The following is a 19825-nucleotide window of genomic DNA, read 5'->3' as shown; positions in this document are numbered from 1 at the left end:
ATACGTATGAGTGCATATCTATTTTTATTGATGCTTGTCTTAATCGGTGTCATTTCAAATAACCAATCTGTCATTATCGCAAGTAGCGTCTTGTTGATCATCAAAGCAATCGGATTCGGAGACCAGTTATTTCCGACACTTGCATCGAAAGGAATCAGCTGGGGTGTGACAATCATTACGATCGCAGTTCTCGTCCCAATCGCGACCGGCGATATCGGGTTTAAAGAATTGTGGAATAGTATTAAAGGGCCGGTCGGGATTGTCGCATTTGCCTCAGGGATGTTCGTTGCCATTGCTGCGGGGCAAGGTGTACAACTAATGCGTGTCGACCCGGTCGTCACCACGGCACTCCTTGCAGGTACGATTCTAGCGGTTGGATTCATGAAAGGGATTCCCGTTGGACCGCTTGTCGGAGCTGGTATCGCGGCATTGATTTTAGGTGGATATCAAGTTATTGAAAAATGGTTTTGATATTTTCTGACAACTGAAGCCGCTTACATTTCTTTTTTGCAATAAATTGTTTATACTATATAAAGGACAGGGTAAACGGAGACTGGGTGAATGCAGGGGAACAACCCGTCCCGTATCCTTATTCCCTATAAACAGACTGTTTTTACGGTCGACCACTTTATACAAGACTGAGGGGGAGTTATGAATGTCAACGACAAAAGGGTTAGAAGGTATTGTGGCAGCAGCCTCAAAAGTCAGCTCAATTATTGACGGACAATTGACTTACGGAGGATACACCATTGATGATTTAGCGGACAACGCCACATTCGAAGAAGTAGTGTTCTTATTGTGGAACGACCGCTTACCAAATGCAGAGGAATTGACAGCGCTCTCAGATGCGCTTGTAAAAGAAGCGACATTGCCTGAAGAGGTGATTGATACGTTAAGACGTGCACCGAAATCAGCCAATGCAATGGCGACGATTCGTACGGCACTTTCACAACTCGCTCTATATGATGAGGAATCTGAAGACATGAGTGACGAGGCCAACATGCGTAAAGCGATTCGTCTACAAGCACAAGTCGCTACAATCGTGACGGCATTCGCCCGTCTTCGTAAAGGGGAGCAGCCGGTCGCACCGAAACCAGGTCTTTCTTACGCTGCGAACTTCTTATACATGCTAAACGGTGAAGAGCCGAGCGATGTAGCAGAAAAGACGATTGATAAAGCGCTCATCTTACACGCAGACCACGAGTTGAATGCTTCGACATTCACTGCTCGCGTTTGTGTAGCGACGCTCTCGGATATGTACTCAGGTGTCACGGCGGCCATGGGGGCACTCAAAGGGCCACTTCACGGTGGTGCGAACGAAGCGGTAATGAAAATGTTGCACGAGATCGACTCGGTCGACCGTGTTGAAGAATATGTTCGTGGCAAATTCGAGCGCAAAGAGAAGATTATGGGCTTCGGTCACCGCGTTTACAAGGATGGCGACCCACGTGCGAAACATTTGAAAGAAATGAGCCGTCAGTTGACTGCTCAAATCGGCGAACCGAAATGGTATGAGATGTCTGAGAAAATCGACCATCTTGTCGAAACGGAAAAAGGTTTGAAACCAAATGTCGATTTCTATTCAGCTTCAACTTATTATGCGCTCGGTCTCGAAGAAGATCTATTCACACCAATCTTCGCCGTATCTCGTATGTCTGGCTGGATTGCGCACATTCTCGAGCAATATGCGGATAATCGCTTGATTCGTCCACGTGCGGAATATGTCGGTGAAACGAGCCGTAAGTACGTTCCGGTAAACGAACGTTAATTCGAGACACATTTTAGACAAAAGTTTGGTAAACTAACAAGTGACGTAGGTCGGCGCACGCGTCGACCTACAGTAATGTACTTAGGGGGATTCATTATGTTGACACAAGGACAAAAGATTACAGTTGAAAACGGTGTATTGAACGTACCAAATGTACCGACCGTACCATTCATTATCGGTGACGGAACAGGTCCTGACATTTGGAATGCGGCTGTTCGCGTATTTGACGCTGCGGTTGAAAAAGCATATGGCGGCGACAAGAAAATCGAATGGATGGAAGTATATGCTGGGGAAAAAGCATATAACGAAAAAGGCGAATGGCTCCCAACAGAGACACTTGATCAAATTCGTGAGTACTTGATTGCCATCAAAGGACCACTTACGACTCCGGTCGGTGGAGGAATTCGTTCATTGAACGTCGCACTTCGTCAAGAACTCGATTTATATACATGCCTTCGCCCAGTTCGTTACTTCACAGGTGTTCCATCACCAGTAAAACGTCCTGAAGATACAGACATGGTCATCTTCCGTGAAAATACTGAAGATATCTATGCTGGAATCGAGTACGCTTCAGGAAGCGATGAAGTGAAAAAACTCATCAAATTCTTGCAAGACGAGATGAATGTCAACAAGATCCGTTTCCCAGAAACATCAGGAATCGGAATCAAGCCAGTTTCTTCTGAAGGAACAGAACGTTTGGTTCGTGCAGCAATTGAATATGCGATTGCGAACAACCGTAAATCTTTAACGCTCGTCCACAAAGGGAACATCATGAAGTTCACAGAAGGTGCCTTCAAAAACTGGGGTTATGCACTCGCTGAAGCGGAGTACGGTGACAAAGTGTTCACATGGGCACAGTATGACCGTATCAAAGAAGAATCTGGTGAAGCAGCTGCTAACGAAGCTCAGTCGAAAGCGGAAGCTGAAGGGAAAATTATCGTCAAAGATTCAATCGCTGATATCTTCCTCCAGCAGATTTTGACACGTCCACGTGAGTTCGACGTTGTTGCGACGATGAACTTGAACGGTGACTACATCTCAGATGCCCTTGCTGCTCAAGTAGGTGGAATCGGGATTGCACCTGGTGCGAACATTAACTACATCACAGGACATGCGATTTTCGAAGCGACACATGGTACAGCTCCGAAATACGCGGGTCTTGATAAAGTAAACCCATCTTCAGTCATCCTTTCAGGTGAGATGATGCTCCGCCACATGAACTGGAACGAAGCGGCTGACCTCATCATCAACTCAATGGAGAAAACGATCGCTTCGAAAGTTGTCACATACGACTTCGCACGTCTCATGGACGGAGCGACAGAAGTGAAATGTTCAGAGTTCGCGGATGAATTGATTAAAAACATGTAAGACGACCTAGGAGGAGAGCTCATGATTCGTCGTAACAAAATTTCTGTTATTGGAAGTGGCTTCACCGGTGCAACGACTGCACTGTACTTGGCTCAACGTGAGCTAGGGGATGTCGTACTGCTCGATATGGAAGAAAAAGTAGGACCGACGAAAGGGAAAGCGCTCGACATGCAAGAAACGGCACCGATTCAAGGGTTTGATTCGTGGGTCACAGGTACGTTTGATTACGCGGACACGGCCGATTCCGATGTGGTTGTCATTACCGCGGGAATCGCGCGCAAGCCGGGGATGAGCCGGGACGACCTCGTCGCAACGAACGCAAACGTCATGCGCTCGGTTGTGAAAGAGATTGCCCGTTACTCTCCAGACGCCATCCTGATCGTATTGACGAACCCAGTAGACGCCATGACGTACGCGGCGTTCAAAGAATCAGGGTTCCCGAAAGAACGCGTCATCGGTCAATCCGGTGTATTGGATACGGCTCGCTTCCGAACGTTTGTGGCACAAGAGCTGAATGTTTCTGTCAAAGACGTATCCGGATTCGTCCTTGGAGGTCATGGAGACGAAATGGTGCCTCTCGTACGCTATTCTTACGCTGGAGGCATCCCGCTCGAAAAACTCATCCCACATGAGCGAATCGAGCAAATCGTTGAACGGACACGAAAAGGTGGCGGCGAGATTGTCCAACTACTGGGCGATGGCTCGGCGTATTATGCGCCAGCCGCTGCCATCGTGGAGATGGTCGAGGCGATTGTAAAAGATCAGCGTCGAATCTTACCGGCCATCGCATACCTTGAGGGAGAGTACGGATTCCATGATTTGTATCTTGGCGTCCCGACGATTCTTGGTAAACATGGAATTGAGCAAGTGTTAGAGCTCGACTTGACGGATGAAGAAAAAGCAGCGCTATCGAAGTCTGCGGATTCTGTCCGCTCGGTATTAAGCGTCTTATAAGTTTGAGGTGCTTCCTGTCATGTTGCAGGAGGCACCTTTTTTGCGCCTTCTCTCTTATCGAACATGCTACACTGAAAGTGGATTTGTTTTGTTTTTGTAAAGATTTGCTTTGAGGTTGGTCGTTTCAAGCATTGATTTGTAAAATAGAAAGTGACATTTGATGGTTTAAGAGGAGGAAGCAGTGTGGCTGATAAAGTAATTGTTGTCGACGATGAAGTATCGATTGCGACATTATTGAAATTTAATTTAGAACAGGCTGGCTTTGAAGTAGAGACGGCGCACGACGGCAAAACCGGATTGGAATTGGCTGAGAAAAAGGACGCCGTGCTCATCGTGCTCGACTTGATGCTGCCGGAGATGGATGGACTTGAAGTGTGCAAACGACTCCGTCAGCAAAAAGTCAATACACCGATTTTAATGCTCACGGCAAAAGATGATGAGTTTGACAAAGTATTGGGGCTCGAGCTCGGAGCGGACGATTATTTGACGAAGCCGTTCAGCCCACGTGAAGTAGTCGCGCGCGTCAAAGCGATTCTTAGACGTTCTGCCCCGCAAGAATCGGCGGTTGAAGAGGACGTCATTCAAATCGGAGATGTTAAAATCGTCACTTCAAACTACGAAGTGTTCAAGCAAGGGGAGCGCCTCGAGTTGACGCCGAAAGAATTTGAATTGTTAGCCTATTTGGCGAAAAATAAAGGACGCGTGTTGACGCGAGATCAATTATTATCGGCCATTTGGAATTATGACTTTGTGGGTGATACCCGGATTGTTGATGTCCATATCAGTCACCTTCGTGAAAAAATTGAACCGGTAACGAAGAAACCGACCTATATTAAAACGATTCGCGGTCTTGGCTATAAGATGGAGGAGCCGACTTCGGAATGAAGACGTATCGCTCTAGATTTATGACGACTCTCATTTTTCTTGTCACCGGTGTCTTGCTGACGCTCGGGATTGTCCTTGGGCAGCTCTTCAAAGACTTTTATCTGGATTCAGAACGAGATCGTCTAAAAGAAGATGCTCAATTGGCAGCCCTCTACCTCGAGGGAGGCGCATTGGACGAGATTCGTGAGTATGTCGGTCAAATCGATGACGGAAGCAGCTTTGATATTCTCCTTCTCAATAGTAGGATGGAGGTAATCGCTGGCACGCCGTTTCGCGTCGGGTCCATCGATTACAAAATTGATCCGAATATGGTCCCTGAGGAAGGGACGTTCGGTGAAGCGGATGAGGACGAGTTGATTCAATACACAAAACCGATCGAACTTGCGACGGGTGGGACAGTCTATTTAACATTCATCCGTTATGTATCGGATTTAGAAGGGGTGTACAATCGCATCTGGTTGACGATTGCCCTCGCGCTCTTCTTCTCCTTCTTCATAATTTTATTCGTGCTCCAACATTTGACGAATCAATTTATTCGACCAATCGATGAGGCGACGATCGTTTTGCGGGAACTGGCGGACGGGAATTATCGGGCCCGTGTGTATGAACTCAGAAATGATGAAGAGACCGGTAGCCTAGCAGGGTCAATCAACGTGCTTGCCCGGAATTTGGAGTCGATTTCTCTCGGGGAGTCCGTACAACGGGCGAGACTCGAATCGTTAATCGAGTATATGGGGGCGGGTCTTCTGCTCGTCGACGAGCGAGGGATTGTCACGTTGGTCAACCGCTCTTATCGTGAAATGTTCCAATACGATGATTTAACGATTGGACAATTTTATCACGGGATTCTACCGAGTCCTGAAGTAGAAACACTGATCGAAGACGTTTATTTGACGGAAGAGGTCCACCGCCGTCAGTTATCGATTCGAACGGGATTCAATCAAAAAACGTATATGGTATCCGCAGCACCGATTTTCAGTGACACCGGGATGCTTCGCGGCACGACGTTACTGTTTAACGATATCACGGAACTGAAACGACTTGAGAAGATGCGGAAAGATTTCGTGGCGAACGTTAGTCATGAACTGAAGACACCGCTCACATCCATACGTGGGTTTAGTGAGACGCTTCTTGATGGGGCGAAAGAAGTCCCGGAACTTCGAGACCAGTTTTTAGATATCATCCAGAAAGAAGCGACACGGATGCAGATGCTTGTTGAGGATCTCCTTGAATTGTCGAGATTGGAGCGGGATGACTTCCAAATGGAGTTGGTGTCAGTCGATCTGAATCAGCTCGTCGATGAGGTCTGTCTCCTGCTCAGTCAAAAGGCGAGCAAGAAGTCGATTCAGCTAGAAACGAAACACGAGGGGACGGTCGTCTTGCAAGCGGACCTGAACCGAATGAAGCAAGTCATCATGAACTTGGTCGCCAACGCCATCAACTATTCACCCGAAGGAAGTCGTGTCGACATCGCCGTGGAAGCAATGGCAGATTCCTATAAACTTCGCGTCAAGGACAACGGAATCGGGATCGCCGAAAAAGAAGTGAGTCGTATTTTTGAGCGTTTCTATCGTGTCGATAAGGCAAGAAGTCGGAACTCGGGTGGAACTGGCCTCGGACTCGCCATCGTGAAACACATCATCGATTTGCATCATGCCACGATCGACGTAGAGAGTGAGGAAGGCAAAGGAACGACGTTTACCATTACATTCCCTCGGGTTTAACAATGACTTTATCGTTCGTTCATATTTACTTTACAAAACCTTGCTATCCTATGAATGAGACCTCTTCATCATCTCGTGACTCGATCGGTGCTCATCTCCACACGATCGAGAATTTGGCCCTTTTCTATTCGTAGAAAAGGGTCTTTTTTTTCGAACGCATGTACCCGTATGGTATGATGGTTGAAGAGAAGAATGGAGGTCGATTGAATGAATAAACTACTAGTCCTTGATGGGAACTCCTTAACATATCGTGCGTTTTTTGCACTGCCTCCGATGTCGGATGCGTCAGGTCGGAATACGAATGCAGTGTATGGGTTTACGATGATGTTATTGAAACTAATGGAAGATGAGCAACCGACTCATTTTGCTGTGGCGTTCGATGCGTCAAAGAAAACGTTCCGTCACGATACGTTCGCGGAATACAAAGGTGGACGTCAAAAGACACCGGGAGAATTGCGTGAACAATTTCCGCTCGTGCGTGACGTTTGTCGGGCGTTTGGCATCTCTGTCTTAGAGCTTGACCAATACGAGGCGGATGATATCATCGGGACGCTCTCAAAAGACCCGACTTTTGATCAGGTGACGGTTGTGACGGGGGATAAGGATTTACTTCAATTGATCAATGAACGTGTGACGGTCTATTTGACGAAACGAGGCATCACCGACGTCGAGAAAATGACCGTGACCGCGTTCAAGGAACGCTACGACGGACTACAACCGATTCAGATGATTGACCTAAAAGGATTAATGGGAGATAAATCTGACAACATTCCTGGTATTCCAGGGGTCGGGGAAAAGACGGCACTGAAGTTGATTGCCACATACGGTACCGTCGAGGCCCTTTACGAACATACGGATGAGTTGAAAGGGAAGCAAAAGGAAAAAGTAGAGGCGAATGAACAAGAAGCGAAAATGTCGAAACAGTTGGCGACCATTTACACGGATGTACCGATTGATGTGACGATGGATGATCTTCTCTTTAAGCCATATGACGCTTCGGTCGTCAAAACGTTATTTATGGATTTACAGTTCAAGTCACTCATCGGCAAATTGACGGATACCTCTTCAGAAGAACCGGTTGAAAAAGCGGAACGACCAACAATCGCGTTGGCCGATCAAGATTTATCTCGAGCTGTGTTAATGCTTGAACAGCTGAATGATGATTATTTTGAAGAAGACGTGATTGGATTGGCGATCGCGTCGGAACGAGGTGTCACGATTGGAAATGTGACGCTTCTTGAGGACGAACGGGTCAAGGAATGGATCGAAAACGAGACGAAGACGACGATTTGTCTCGATGCGAAGCAGACAATTATTCAATTGAAACGTCACCAATTGGCACTGCGTGGGTATGAAGACCTGCTTGTCGCAGGGTATTTGCTCAACCTATCTGGTGGGACGTCTCTCAGCTCGATTGCCGCACACTTTACGTATCCTCTTGAGGAAGATGAAACGGTCTACGGAAAAGGTGCAAAACTCAAGGTGCCGGAAGAGAATGTTTTTCATGCTCATCTCGCAGAAAAGGCGTACGCCATCTATACATTGTTTGAACGCATTGTTTCGGAGTTGAAAGAGAATGAACAGACAGAACTCTATGAGGCGCTTGAAAAACCACTCGTCTCCGTATTGGCCGAGATGGAGTGGGCTGGTATCCACGTAAATGTCGAAACGCTTCAACATATGGAAACGGACCTGCGTGAACGTCTAAATGCACTTGAGGTCACGATTCATGAATTAGCCGGGGAACCGTTCAACATCAACTCACCGAAACAGTTAGGGGTCGTATTATTTGAAAAACTGTCACTCCCTCCTGTGAAAAAGACGAAAACAGGATACTCAACGGCAGCGGATGTCCTCGAAAAATTGGCACCGCTTCATCCGATCATAGAGAAAATCATGCATTATCGTGAACTTGGCAAACTTCAGTCCACGTATGTCGAAGGCTTGCAGAAAGTCGTGAAGGATGATGGCAAGATTCATACGCGTTATACACAGACGCTTACTCAAACGGGACGGCTTTCGTCGGTTAACCCGAACCTTCAAAATATTCCGATTCGATTAGAAGAAGGGCGTCGCATCCGTAAAGCGTTTACCGCGAGTGAACCGGGATGGGTACTCTATGCGGTCGATTACTCTCAAATCGAACTGCGCATCATGGCACATATGTCACAAGATGAGAAGATGATGGCAGCCTTCCTTCACGATGAGGATATTCATACGTCGACGGCGGCGAACGTGTTTAAAGTTTCCACTGAAGAAGTTACGTCACTCATGCGTCGTCAAGCAAAAGCCGTCAACTTCGGAATCATCTATGGCATCAGTGATTATGGACTCTCACAAAACCTAGGGATTACACGGAAAGAAGCTCAGACCTTTATCGATACGTACTTTGAACAGTTCCCTGGGGTGAAGACGTTCATGGATGCCGCGATTGAACGGGCACGTGAACACGGGTTCGTCGAGACGATGTTGAAACGACGCCGGAACATCCCGGACATCCATTCTCGTAATTTCAACTTGCGTGGGTTTGCTGAACGTACCGCAATCAACACACCGATTCAAGGAACGGCAGCGGACATTATTAAAAAAGCGATGATTGATGTCGATCATGCGTTAAACACGTCAAAGCTTCAATCTAAGCTGTTGTTACAAGTACACGATGAATTGATATTCGAAGGTCCGGCCGAAGAGATGGAAGCATTAGAAAAACTTGTGACCGAAGCGATGGAACATACGGTCACACTTGATGTCCCGTTACGTGCGGACGGAGCGGTTGGAACGACATGGTTTGACACGAAATAAACGGATAGAAAGGAAATCAGTATGCCAGAATTACCAGAAGTCGAAACGGTCTGTCGTAGGTTGCGACCTGCCGTTTCAGGAAAAACGATTCAGTCTGTCGATGTCCTCGACCCTAAAATTATCCGCGGACTCGACCCCGAAGAATGGGTTCACCATTTGATTGGAGAAACGATTACGGATGTGGAACGTCGGGGGAAATTCATCTTATTCAAATTGACGAACGGGTATCTCGTCTCCCATCTTCGGATGGAAGGGAAGTTTTTCCCTTATGACTCCATTACAGAACCGGTAAAACATACACATATCGTGATTACGTTCACGGACCAATCGACTCTACACTATAATGATGTCCGTAAATTCGGTACGATGGAGTTGCGGACGAATGAAACGATTCATACCACACCACCGCTCTCATTACTTGCGTACGAGCCGTTTGACGAGCGTGTGACAACCGAGCTGTTACACCGACGTTTAGAGCGCATGAAGACACGCGCGATTAAGACCGCCCTCCTCGATCAGTCCATTTTTGTTGGATTAGGTAACATCTATGTAGATGAGACGTTGTTTCGTGCGGGTGTCCATCCGACACGACCGGCCGCAAGTTTGTCACATGAAGAAGTCGACCGTGTGCGGACTGAAGCCATTGCTGTCTTGACTGAGGCCATTGAGCGTGGAGGTAGTACGATTCGCAGTTATGCCAATCCAGATGGGGCCACAGGAACGTTTCAAGAGAGGCTCTACGTGTATGGACAGACCGGAGAACCGTGCCGCCGATGCGGACATGAAATTGAAAAGATGAAATTGGGCGGGCGAGGTACGCATTACTGTCCGCACTGTCAACAACGTTAAGGGGTGGACGTGTATGTTGAAGATTGGATTGACTGGTGGAATTGCAACCGGGAAGTCTACGGTATCGCGACTGTTTCGAGAACGAGGCATTCCGATTATCGATGCCGATTTGATTGCAAGGACGGTCGTTGAACCAGGAGGAAAGGCGATTGAAGGGGTAAGGGCCGCATTTCCAAAGTGTTTTGTGGGCGACGTGCTGAACCGTCCTGCGCTCGGTCGGGAAATCTTCCATGATGAAGCAAAACGTCAGCAATTGAATCAATTGATGCATCCAGCGATTCGAGAAGAAATGAATGAGCAAATGCGAACGTATGAGGCATCGGGGGAACCTGTCGTCATTTTTGATATTCCGTTACTGTTTGAAGGAACGATGCTCGATCTGGTTGATTATTCCGTCGTCGTCTATTGCCGTGAAGAGATTCAACTGATGCGTCTCATGGAACGGAATGGATTGACGAAAGAAGAGGCGTTAGCCCGTATTCGTTCACAGATTCCAATTGAAGATAAAAAGCACCAGGCGGATTTCCTCATAAACAATAATGGGGCATTAGGGGACCTTCCTCCACAAATCAATCGTCTGGTCGAACAGTTTCAAACGATACAAAAAGAAGGCGACTGATATCGCCTTCTTTTTAGTTTAATGGATCGGATTCTGGAGACCCTTTTTTCCATGTATCATAAATCGCACGTCCATCACTAGGATGACCGTTCGAATAATAGATGGGATAGAGTGAGAAGAAGATATAGTAGAACGAGAAATAGGCGAACTGATACGTATAGAGTGTCGGTTCAATATCTCGTCGAAGAATGAACGCGTTGACGATTAAGATGCTCGCTAAATTGAAAATGGCTCCACCGCCATAGACTAGCGTACGGGTGACCTTGTTGCTCCATTTTAAATCAGTGAACTGGCACCATGCATCGTAAAAATAAACACGATTTACTTGTAAACGACCTACTTTAAACATTTTCTTCCCGGTACCGATTTGCATATCGAGTGAGCCGCCGAACAACTTTGCGAAGAAGAAGTGACCAAGCTCATGAATTAACGTCACAATCGGTAAAATGATAAAGAACGAAATAAAGAATTTATCGATATCTCCCCAATCAAACATCATGACGCCTCCTTTCTCTTGTCTGTTACGCCAAGAAATTTCCCTCATTTTCAAAAAATAAACAAAGAAAAACGAAAAAAATGTGACGAATCATAGTGAAAACGCTTACAGCTATCCGTTATAATGAAACCGTAATGTAGAAAAAGGGGGATCTATCATGGGGACAAAAGTGGCAATTAACGGATTTGGTCGAATCGGAAGAATGGTATTTCGAAAATTGATGCTCGAGGGACGTCATGAAGTGGTGGCGATTAACGCAAGTTATCCGGCGGAAACACTTGCGCATCTTATTAAACATGACTCGATTCACGGTCCATTCGGATTGACAGTACGTGCGCATGGGGATGCGCTCGAAGTCGATGGGAAACGGATTGAACTTATTTCGGAACGTGATCCATCACGGTTGCCTTGGTCAGACCTTGAAATCGACATCGTCGTCGAAGCGACCGGGAAGTTTAACTCCGATAGCGGGGCAAGACTTCATCTTGAGGCAGGCGCGAAAAAAGTGATTTTGACCGCACCGGGTAAAGGGGACTTACGCACGATCGTGATGGGGGTCAATGATCGTGACTATCGCCCGGAGGAAGACCATATCATTTCAAACGCATCGTGTACGACGAACTGTCTCGGACCTGTCGTGAAGGTTTTGCATTCGACGTTCGGTATCGAGACGGGACTGATTACGACAGTACACGCCTATACGAACGATCAGAACAATATTGACAACCCGCATAAAGATTTGCGGCGCGCGCGTGCGTGTGGCAGTTCCATCATCCCGACATCAACGGGAGCGGCTAAGGCGATTGGTCTGGTGATGCCGGAACTACAAGGGAAGTTAAACGGAATGGCACTCCGTGTACCGACTCCGAACGTATCACTTGTTGACTTGGTCGTCGAACTCCACCGAGATGTTACGGTCGATGAAGTCAATGAAGCGTTTGAACGGGCAGCGTATGGAGAAATGACGGGTATTTTAGGCGTTTCTCACGAACCGCTCGTCTCTATCGATTTTAACGGGGACGATCGCTCGTCGATTATCGACATGGATTCGACGATGGTACTCGGAGGGAATCATGTCAAAGTACTCGCGTGGTATGACAATGAATGGGGCTACTCATGCCGTGTCGTGGACTTGTTGGATATGGTGGCCAGCTATCTTCAAATCGGGCAACAAGAAACACACGCCTAAAAAAATATTACGTGCGGAGAAATATTTTTCAGATTTTTTTATCAAATGTCTTGTAACGACGTCCCAAACACGTTACACTCAATTTCGTGAACTTCAATTGGTCTGACAAACGCAACTTAAAGGGTTAGGACCTCTTAGGACTAACTTGCCCCCGTGGTTGTGGGCGATTCAGGCACAAAGTGAGTGATCATCAACTACTTTGAGACCATTGATGTAAAGGGGGATCCACTAATATGGATACTATGGGACGTCACATTATTACAGAACTTTGGGAGTGCAATCCCGACAAATTAAATGATATCGACTACATCGAGCGTTTGTTCGTCGATGCTGCTCTTCGTTCGGGCGCTGAAGTCCGCGAAGTTGCATTCCACAAATTTGCGCCACACGGTGTAAGTGGAGTCGTCATCATTTCAGAATCACACTTAACGATTCACAGTTTCCCAGAACATGGCTATGCGTCAGTTGACGTGTTTACATGTGGAGATCGAATCGATCCGGCTACAGCATCGCAGTATATTGCTGAAGGATTGGATGCAAAAGTACGTGAAGATGTGAAACTTGAGCGTGGAATGGGACCAATTCGTGTTCCGGAAGCGCAAGTGGCAATCAGCAAATAAATCAGATTGACCTTTTGAGGCTGACCGTTTAACGGTCAGCCCTTTTAATTGTTTTGTTGTCGCCTTAATTTTGATATGCTTAACGTATATAACTCAGGCGTTGAGGTGGATTATGGGACTGTTAGATAAGTTACAAACACATATTGAAACGAAAGATACACATAAAAATGAAATGCTCCAAACACGTTACTATGCGGCATCGTCACATGCGATGTTGCAATGGTTAGAAGGAAAAATTCAAGAGAACGGTCAGACGGTTCGTCGAATCGATGCGAATCGAGGAGAACTTTCGTTTCTCGGAGAAGGCTGGGACGGGCTCATCACGATTGTACAAGTGGATGGCGGCCGGACGGCTGTCGATTTTACATTAAACCGTGAACAGCGACTCGGTGCAGACCTCTCGCAAATTGTATCGCACTACTACGAGGCGCTCACGCAACAATTCCCGTTACGTGCCATTGGTAATAAAACAGTCGAACGATAAGGAGGTTTGAGCATGCGTTGTCCGAAATGTGATCATAATGGAACGAGAGTGCTCGATTCCCGTCCGGTGCAAGACCATTATTCGATTCGACGTCGTCGTGAATGTGAAAAATGTGGGTATCGGTTTACAACGTTTGAGACGGTTGAACAGACACCGCTCATCATTGTTAAAAAAGATGGAAATCGTGAAGAGTTCAGTCGTGAAAAAGTGCTTCGCGGCATTATTCGGGCGTGCGAGAAACGACCTGTCACACTTGAACAGCTTGAAGGAGTTGTGACGAAAGTCGAACAGCAACTCCGTGCCCTCGCCCAGTCAGAAATTCCAAGTGAACAAGTAGGCGAGCTTGTGATGAATGAACTTGCACGAGTCGATGAAGTCGCATATGTTCGGTTTGCATCGGTTTATCGTCAATTCAAAGACATCACGGTGTTCTTTAAAGAACTTGAAGATTTAATGAAGCAAGAAAATTCGACCAACTAAAGGGCGGCCTGCTGGTCGCCCTTTTTCAAGGGAGAGAGCCATGGAGAAAGAACGTACAATCTTTGGGACGGACGAATTGTTAATCATGAGTACCGGTCTAGTCGACCGTGAATCGTACCAGTCCCTTTACCACTTATATCAACCTGTCATCGGGGTGAAGGCGCTCGCACTCTATCAAACGTTATGGAGCGAACTAAAACCGGGCAAAATGAAATCCAACTATATGTCCCATAGTGCATTGTGTGAGATGTTGGAGTTCTCTATCAATGAGTTAATGGACAGTTTGTTCCGCTTAGAAGCGATCGGATTAGTGCGCACCTATAAAACAAAAGACGCTCGATTGACACAATACGTTTATCAGTTACGTGTTCCGCTTGCACCGCACACGTTTTTGAATGATGGGTTACTGTCGAGTTTCCTCTTCTATAAAGTCGGGGAAGTACGATTCAAACAACTGCAAGGGCGTTTTACGATTGATCCGTTGCCCGCAGGCATCGTCGAAGTGACAAAGGATTTCAATGAAGTATTTGATGTCAAAGGAGTGAACCATCGTGCGTTCACACAAAAAAATTATGAAAAGCCGGACCGGGCTAAGATTGAGATCAACTATTCGTTCGATATGGAAATTGTGAAAAAACTGACGAATTTTCCAGTTGGATTTTTCACGAAAAAATTAGACGAAACGATCACAAAATTGGCCTACGTGTCACAACTCGATGAAGAGACGATGGCGGAAATGTTGAAAGAATATTTCGTACATGAGGCGTACCTGCCACTCAGCGAACAAGAGAAGCGGGACGGTTGTCGTCAAATGGTTCTGCAGTTGAAGAAGAAACAGACGCGCCACCGGAAAGAGAAGACCGTCGAACTTGAACAGACGAAACTAGGAGATTTGCATGATCCCGAAGTGATGGAGTCCGCACACCCACATCAATATGTCTCGACGCTTCGGAAGACCCCGCAACTTTCAAAAAGTGATGAACAGTTAGTCATTGAACTCGTCGACACACTCGGTCTCGCGCCAGGGGTCATCAATGCGCTCTTCTATTACTGTATCGAAGTGAAGAAGCAGACGAGGCTGAGCGAGAACTATGTCTTGCGCATTGCGACGAGTTGGAAAACAGCGGGCTATACGAATGCAAAAGAAGCGCTAGAGCGTGAAGAATCTCAAGATGCGCTCATCGAGAAGAAACAGCAAAAACGTGAGAGTGTGCAACGCACCACAGTCGGGTCACGACGGAAACCCCAACAAGGGGATATGCCGAAATGGCTCGAGGACGAGGCGAAACAACAGCGCTCATACGACCAAGCGAGGAAAAAAGAACTCGAGTCGTCCGTACCGGATGACGCGGAACTTGTGAAACTATTAAATGAATTGAAAGAGAAGGGGTGAGGGGATGGAACGAATCAATCAGTCGCTGTCTCAGTTGATGAACCGAAAAGAAGTTCGGGAGGCGTACGAGTCGATTCGCAGACGTACACTGAACCACCCGGGTGTCATCGCATTTTTGAACGCTCATCCAGAGTTAGAGGAGAAGGCGATTGAAATCGGGTTTACCAAACTGAGTGAGTACGCGGAACAGATGGATGGAAAAACGTTCAGAGAAGATCAGGCCGTCATCCCAGGCCATCAACCGGTACTTTATGTCGATTTAGGACAGATTGCAATTCGATATGAAGAAACGGTCGCACATCGCCAGGCGAGACGACAAAAAGAAATGGACCGTAAATTCAAAAGTTTGTTTTTACCGGAAGAAGTTCGCGAGGCGAGTTTCGAATCTTTCGATTGGGGCGACGACGCGCGTAAAATCGCATTGCGTGAAGCGATGCGATTTGTAACAGGGATGAAGTCTCGTCAAAAAGTGAACGGCCTCTATCTCCATGGTAGTTTTGGCGTCGGGAAGACATATTTACTCGCCGCAATCGCCAATGAGTTGAAGGTGGCGGACATCGAGACGATTCTAGTCCATGCTCCGGGCTTTGTGTCGGAGGCGAAACGCAAAATTCGTACCGAGTCGTTCGACTCTTTCTTGACGTCGTTTCAACATGTGCCAGTCTTACTGATTGATGACATCGGAGCTGAAGCCATCAGTCCGTGGGTACGAGATGAATTGTTCGGGATCATTCTTCAGTATCGGATGATGCATCGCTTGCCGACGCTCTACAGTTCAAACTTTAGCGGAGAAGAACTCGAGACGCACTTTTCAATCGATGGTTCGCCGCAAAATAAAATGAAGGCACAGCGACTCATGCAACGTATTTCCACGACGACGACCCAAATTGAGTTAAAGGGTGAAAATCGCCGTCGGTAAAGGATTGTTTTTCTTTGGTGAGTTGACTATACTAAGAAACATATAAAGGATGCATAGAAGAGGATATGGATCATCGAGACGAGTTTTAGCGAGGGAAGGGCGGTGGAAGCTTCCTAACGACGACGATGGATTTACTCCCTCAGAGCACCGTACGGGTCAATCGTGCGGCGATTCACACTCGTTATCGTGTGTTCGAGCCAAGCAGATTGCTTGGGAACGAGGGTGGTACCACGAGAATCAAAGCTCGTCCCTTTTTGAGGGACGGGCTTTTTTTATATTCATTTTTTGAGAGGGGACAGATGTACATGATTCAATTAACATTTCCAGATGGCGCGGTAAAAGAATTTGATGCAGGCGTCACAGCAGAAGACGTCGCGGGCTCGATCAGTCCGGGACTTCGTAAAAAGGCAATCGCAGCAAAACTAGACGGAGAACTCATCGACTATCGTCGTCCAATCGAACATGACGGCAAAATCGAACTCGTGATGCCGGACTCGGAAGATGGTCTTGATTTGATGCGTCACTCGTCAGCGCACTTGATGGCTCAAGCGATCAAACGGTTATACGGAGAAGACAACAACATCTATCTCGGAATTGGACCGACGATTGAGAACGGGTTCTATTACGATATCGAGATGGATCGTCGCATCAATGAGGAAGACCTTCCTGAAATCGAAAAGATGATGAAACGCATCGTCGACGAAAACTTAGAAATCACACGTGAAGTCGTTTCCCGTGACGAGGCGCTCGCTCGTTATAAAGAATTGGGAGATCCGCTCAAGATTGAGTTGATTGAGGACATTCCTGCTGATCAAACCCTTACAATCTATCATCAAGGTGAGTTCTTTGACCTTTGCCGTGGACCTCACGTCCCGTCAACATCGAAGTTGAAAATCTTCAAATTGATGAGCGTGGCTGGTGCCTACTGGCGCGGGGACTCAGACAATAAGATGCTACAGCGTATTTACGGGACAGCGTGGGCGACGAAAGAACAACTCGCTGAACACTTGCGTCTTCTTGAAGAGGCGAAAGAACGCGACCATCGTAAACTCGGGAAAGAACTCGACCTCTTCTTCGTTTCACAAGAAGTCGGTCAAGGGCTTCCGATGTGGCTTCCGAAAGGGGCTGCGATTCGTCGTACGGTCGAGCGCTACATCGTTGATAAAGAACTCGAACTCGGATATCAACATGTCTACACACCGGTTCTCGGTTCGGTCGACTTGTATAAGACATCTGGTCATTGGGATCACTATCAAGACGACATGTTCCCGAAAATGGAGATGGACAACGAAGAACTCGTCCTTCGTCCGATGAACTGCCCGCACCACATGACAATCTACAAACATGAGCCACGTTCGTACCGCGAACTTCCACTTCGAATCGCTGAGCTTGGCGGGATGCACCGTTACGAGATGTCAGGGGCGCTCACAGGTCTACAACGTGTTCGTTATATGGTATTGAATGATGGACATACGTTCGTTACACCTGAACAGATGAAGCAAGAATTCAAAGACATCGTTCATTTGATTCAAGAAGTATACGCTGACTTTGGCATAAAAGATTATCGTTTCCGTCTCTCGTATCGCGATCCTGCTGATAAAGAGAAGTATTTCGATAACGATGCCATTTGGGAAATGGCACAAAGTCAGTTGAAGGAAACGATGGACGAGCTCGAACTTCCGTACTTCGAAGCAGAAGGCGAAGCGGCATTTTACGGACCGAAACTTGACGTACAAGTACGGACGGCACTTGGGAAAGAGGAGACGCTCTCGACTGTCCAACTCGACTTCTTGCTTCCGGAACGTTTCGATTTGACATACACTGGGCCAGACGGTAAGGACCATCGTCCAATCGTCTTGCACCGTGGTGTCGTCTCGACGATGGAACGGTTTGTCGCTTACTTGATTGAAGAGTATAAAGGCGCGTTCCCGACATGGCTCGCACCGGTCCAAGTCAAGTTGATCCCGGTTTCACACGTCCACGACGAATACGTCGCAGAAGTGAAAGCAGAACTTGTCAAACGTGGTGTTCGTGTCGAAACGGATCTCCGTGACGAGAAACTAGGCTATAAGATTCGTGAAGCACAAATGAAGAAGATTCCGATGACGCTCGTTCTTGGCGATAAAGAGCGAGATGAGCGTGCGGTCAATATTCGCCGCTACGGTCAGCAGGAACAAGTTTCTGCTTCACTTGATGAATTCATCGCATCGCTCACAGATGAGATTGCGAACCGTTCACGTTAAGTGAGGGACCACCTTTCCAACCAGAAAGGTGGTTTTTTTCGGTCTATAGACGGATGTGTATTTGGTCATCTACACGTATCGTAAACGTAAGGAGTGATACTTAATGAATTATATGAAGCCAGTATTGGCACTTACTATTGGAGCGGTTGCGTTCACAGGAGCGCTTCCGAAAGTCGGAGCGGAGGCAATCGTTAATGATACGATTGTAACCCTTGGTGAATCATTATCTTCAGAGCAACAAAAATGGGTACTTGAGCGTATGGATGCCCCAGAAGGAATCGAACCCATTATCGCGACTGCCGCAGATGAAGAAAAGTATTTAGGTGATTCGGTCCCGCAAGCACAGCGTGGAGGCGGCATGTACTCGTCTGCCCGAATCAAGTTGACGAACGGGACTGGTCTTGATATTCAGACGGAAAACGTGACGTGGGTCACGAAAGATATGTATGCGAACGCCCTCGTCACGGCGGGTGTGACGGATGCCGATATTTATATCACGTCACCGATTAACGTGACGGGTACCTCGGCCTTGACGGGAATTATGAAGGCATATGATCAGACCGCGGCCGAGACCGGGATTGAACTGTCGGATGAACGAAAAGAATTGGCGCAAGAAGAGCTGGCGGTCACGTCTGAAATCGGTAAGACAGTCGGACAAGAGGACGTAGCAGGTCTCATGAACGAGATTAAAGCGGAAATCGCAAATCAGATGCCAGAGACAAATATTGAGATTCGTGACATCGTCATTCAAGTATTGAATCAAAATAACGTTCAGTTGTCTGAGGGTCAACTCGCTCAACTGACGACGCTATTCGAAAACATGCAGCAAGCAAATCTTGATTGGTCAGCGATCAGTAGTGGATTGAAAGATGCGGGTCAAGATGTGCAGGCATTCCTCGAACAAGAAGAAGTAAAGGGATTCTTTGCCCGATTGTTTGAGGCCATTGGTAACTTCTTCAAATCGCTTACAAATTGATGATGTGACATGATGAAATAGTGGAGTAGTGGATAAACGTATGATGGAATCGGGTA

18 protein-coding genes are annotated in these 19825 nt (G+C 47.0%); 17 read left to right on the top strand and 1 reads right to left on the bottom strand.

What is annotated here, in order from left to right:
• Positions 1-6 precede the first annotated feature (6 nt).
• The 9 genes from F3H97_RS06830 (at position 7) to coaE (ending at position 10969) form a co-directional block, all read left to right on the top strand.
• Positions 7-471, top strand: coding sequence for a DUF441 domain-containing protein (locus F3H97_RS06830; protein WP_012726718.1), 465 nt, complete (start codon positions 7-9; stop codon positions 469-471).
• Between the two features lie 184 nt (positions 472-655).
• A complete protein-coding gene (gene citZ / locus F3H97_RS06825) occupies positions 656-1768 on the top strand; it encodes a citrate synthase (RefSeq protein WP_159562532.1) in 1113 nt (370 codons plus the stop codon).
• A gap of 99 nt (positions 1769-1867) precedes the next feature.
• Positions 1868-3136, top strand: coding sequence for an NADP-dependent isocitrate dehydrogenase (gene icd, locus F3H97_RS06820; protein WP_031423152.1), 1269 nt, complete (start codon positions 1868-1870; stop codon positions 3134-3136).
• Positions 3137-3157: 21 nt separating this feature from the next.
• Positions 3158-4090, top strand: coding sequence for a malate dehydrogenase (gene mdh / locus F3H97_RS06815; protein ID WP_196430903.1), 933 nt, complete (start codon positions 3158-3160; stop codon positions 4088-4090).
• Positions 4091-4273: 183 nt separating this feature from the next.
• A complete protein-coding gene (locus F3H97_RS06810) occupies positions 4274-4975 on the top strand; it encodes a response regulator transcription factor (protein ID WP_074036521.1) in 702 nt (233 codons plus the stop codon).
• On the top strand, positions 4972-6699 hold the full coding sequence (gene pnpS, locus F3H97_RS06805; protein ID WP_196430902.1) for a two-component system histidine kinase PnpS: 1728 nt from the start codon (positions 4972-4974) through the stop codon (positions 6697-6699). Before F3H97_RS06810 ends, pnpS begins: the two co-directional genes overlap by 4 nt.
• A gap of 207 nt (positions 6700-6906) precedes the next feature.
• A complete protein-coding gene (gene polA / locus F3H97_RS06800; RefSeq protein ID WP_196430901.1) occupies positions 6907-9501 on the top strand; it encodes a DNA polymerase I in 2595 nt (864 codons plus the stop codon).
• A gap of 21 nt (positions 9502-9522) precedes the next feature.
• Positions 9523-10350, top strand: a complete 828-nt coding sequence (mutM, locus tag F3H97_RS06795; RefSeq protein WP_196430900.1) for a bifunctional DNA-formamidopyrimidine glycosylase/DNA-(apurinic or apyrimidinic site) lyase — start codon at positions 9523-9525, stop codon at positions 10348-10350.
• Positions 10351-10363: 13 nt separating this feature from the next.
• Positions 10364-10969: a dephospho-CoA kinase gene (gene coaE, locus F3H97_RS06790; RefSeq protein WP_012726710.1), complete on the top strand. Its 606-nt coding sequence runs from the start codon at positions 10364-10366 to the stop codon at positions 10967-10969.
• Positions 10970-10982: 13 nt separating this feature from the next.
• Here coaE and F3H97_RS06785 read toward each other — a convergent pair whose 3' ends face one another.
• A complete protein-coding gene (locus tag F3H97_RS06785; protein ID WP_196430899.1) occupies positions 10983-11465 on the bottom strand; it encodes a site-2 protease family protein in 483 nt (160 codons plus the stop codon).
• A gap of 157 nt (positions 11466-11622) precedes the next feature.
• Between F3H97_RS06785 and F3H97_RS06780 the strand changes: the two genes are divergently transcribed.
• The 8 genes from F3H97_RS06780 to F3H97_RS06745 all read left to right on the top strand — a co-directional run bounded on the left by F3H97_RS06780 (position 11623) and on the right by F3H97_RS06745 (position 19769).
• Positions 11623-12654 (top strand): glyceraldehyde-3-phosphate dehydrogenase, encoded by a 1032-nt coding sequence (locus F3H97_RS06780; protein ID WP_074036529.1) that lies wholly within the window; start codon positions 11623-11625, stop codon positions 12652-12654.
• Between the two features lie 233 nt (positions 12655-12887).
• Positions 12888-13274 (top strand): adenosylmethionine decarboxylase, encoded by a 387-nt coding sequence (gene speD, locus F3H97_RS06775; protein ID WP_012726707.1) that lies wholly within the window; start codon positions 12888-12890, stop codon positions 13272-13274.
• A 112-nt stretch (positions 13275-13386) separates the two neighbouring features.
• Complete coding sequence (locus F3H97_RS06770) at positions 13387-13758, top strand: hypothetical protein (RefSeq protein ID WP_031423166.1); 372 nt, start codon at positions 13387-13389, stop codon at positions 13756-13758.
• Between the two features lie 12 nt (positions 13759-13770).
• A complete protein-coding gene (gene nrdR / locus F3H97_RS06765) occupies positions 13771-14238 on the top strand; it encodes a transcriptional regulator NrdR (protein WP_012726705.1) in 468 nt (155 codons plus the stop codon).
• A 40-nt stretch (positions 14239-14278) separates the two neighbouring features.
• A complete protein-coding gene (locus F3H97_RS06760) occupies positions 14279-15631 on the top strand; it encodes a DnaD domain protein (RefSeq protein WP_012726704.1) in 1353 nt (450 codons plus the stop codon).
• Between the two features lie 4 nt (positions 15632-15635).
• Complete coding sequence (dnaI, locus tag F3H97_RS06755; RefSeq protein ID WP_074036533.1) at positions 15636-16550, top strand: primosomal protein DnaI; 915 nt, start codon at positions 15636-15638, stop codon at positions 16548-16550.
• Between the two features lie 299 nt (positions 16551-16849).
• Entirely contained in the window at positions 16850-18793 is a 1944-nt protein-coding gene (gene thrS / locus F3H97_RS06750; protein ID WP_074036535.1) for a threonine--tRNA ligase, read from the top strand.
• 103 nt (positions 18794-18896) lie between these two features.
• Positions 18897-19769 (top strand): DUF1002 domain-containing protein, encoded by an 873-nt coding sequence (locus F3H97_RS06745; protein ID WP_196430898.1) that lies wholly within the window; start codon positions 18897-18899, stop codon positions 19767-19769.
• Positions 19770-19825: the final 56 nt, after the last annotated feature.

The organism is Exiguobacterium sp. SRB7LM, assembly GCF_015712685.1.
GTDB lineage: Bacteria > Bacillota > Bacilli > Exiguobacteriales > Exiguobacteriaceae > Exiguobacterium > Exiguobacterium profundum.
Note: the sequence above shows the minus strand (reverse complement) of the source record. Positions and strands in the feature narration are given on the sequence as shown.